Consider the following 223-nt stretch of genomic DNA (forward strand, 5'->3'; position numbering starts at 1 on the left):
GGTTCTCTCTACACTTCCCACTGATATACTGGTCACTGTTGCGAACGCCGCCGTCACGTTGTTGGGTTCTCTCTACACTTCCCACTGATATACTGGAAAGCCAAAATTACGTCGCCAAACGCCTAGTTGGGTTCTCTCTACACTTCCCACTGATATACTGGAAAATGCCAAGGTCGGAACGCGCTATTAGTTGGGTTCTCTCTACATTTCCCACTGATATACT

Origin of the sequence: Actinomyces sp. HMSC065F12, assembly GCF_001814535.1 — a bacterium.
Lineage (GTDB): Bacteria > Actinomycetota > Actinomycetes > Actinomycetales > Actinomycetaceae > Pauljensenia > Pauljensenia radingae_A.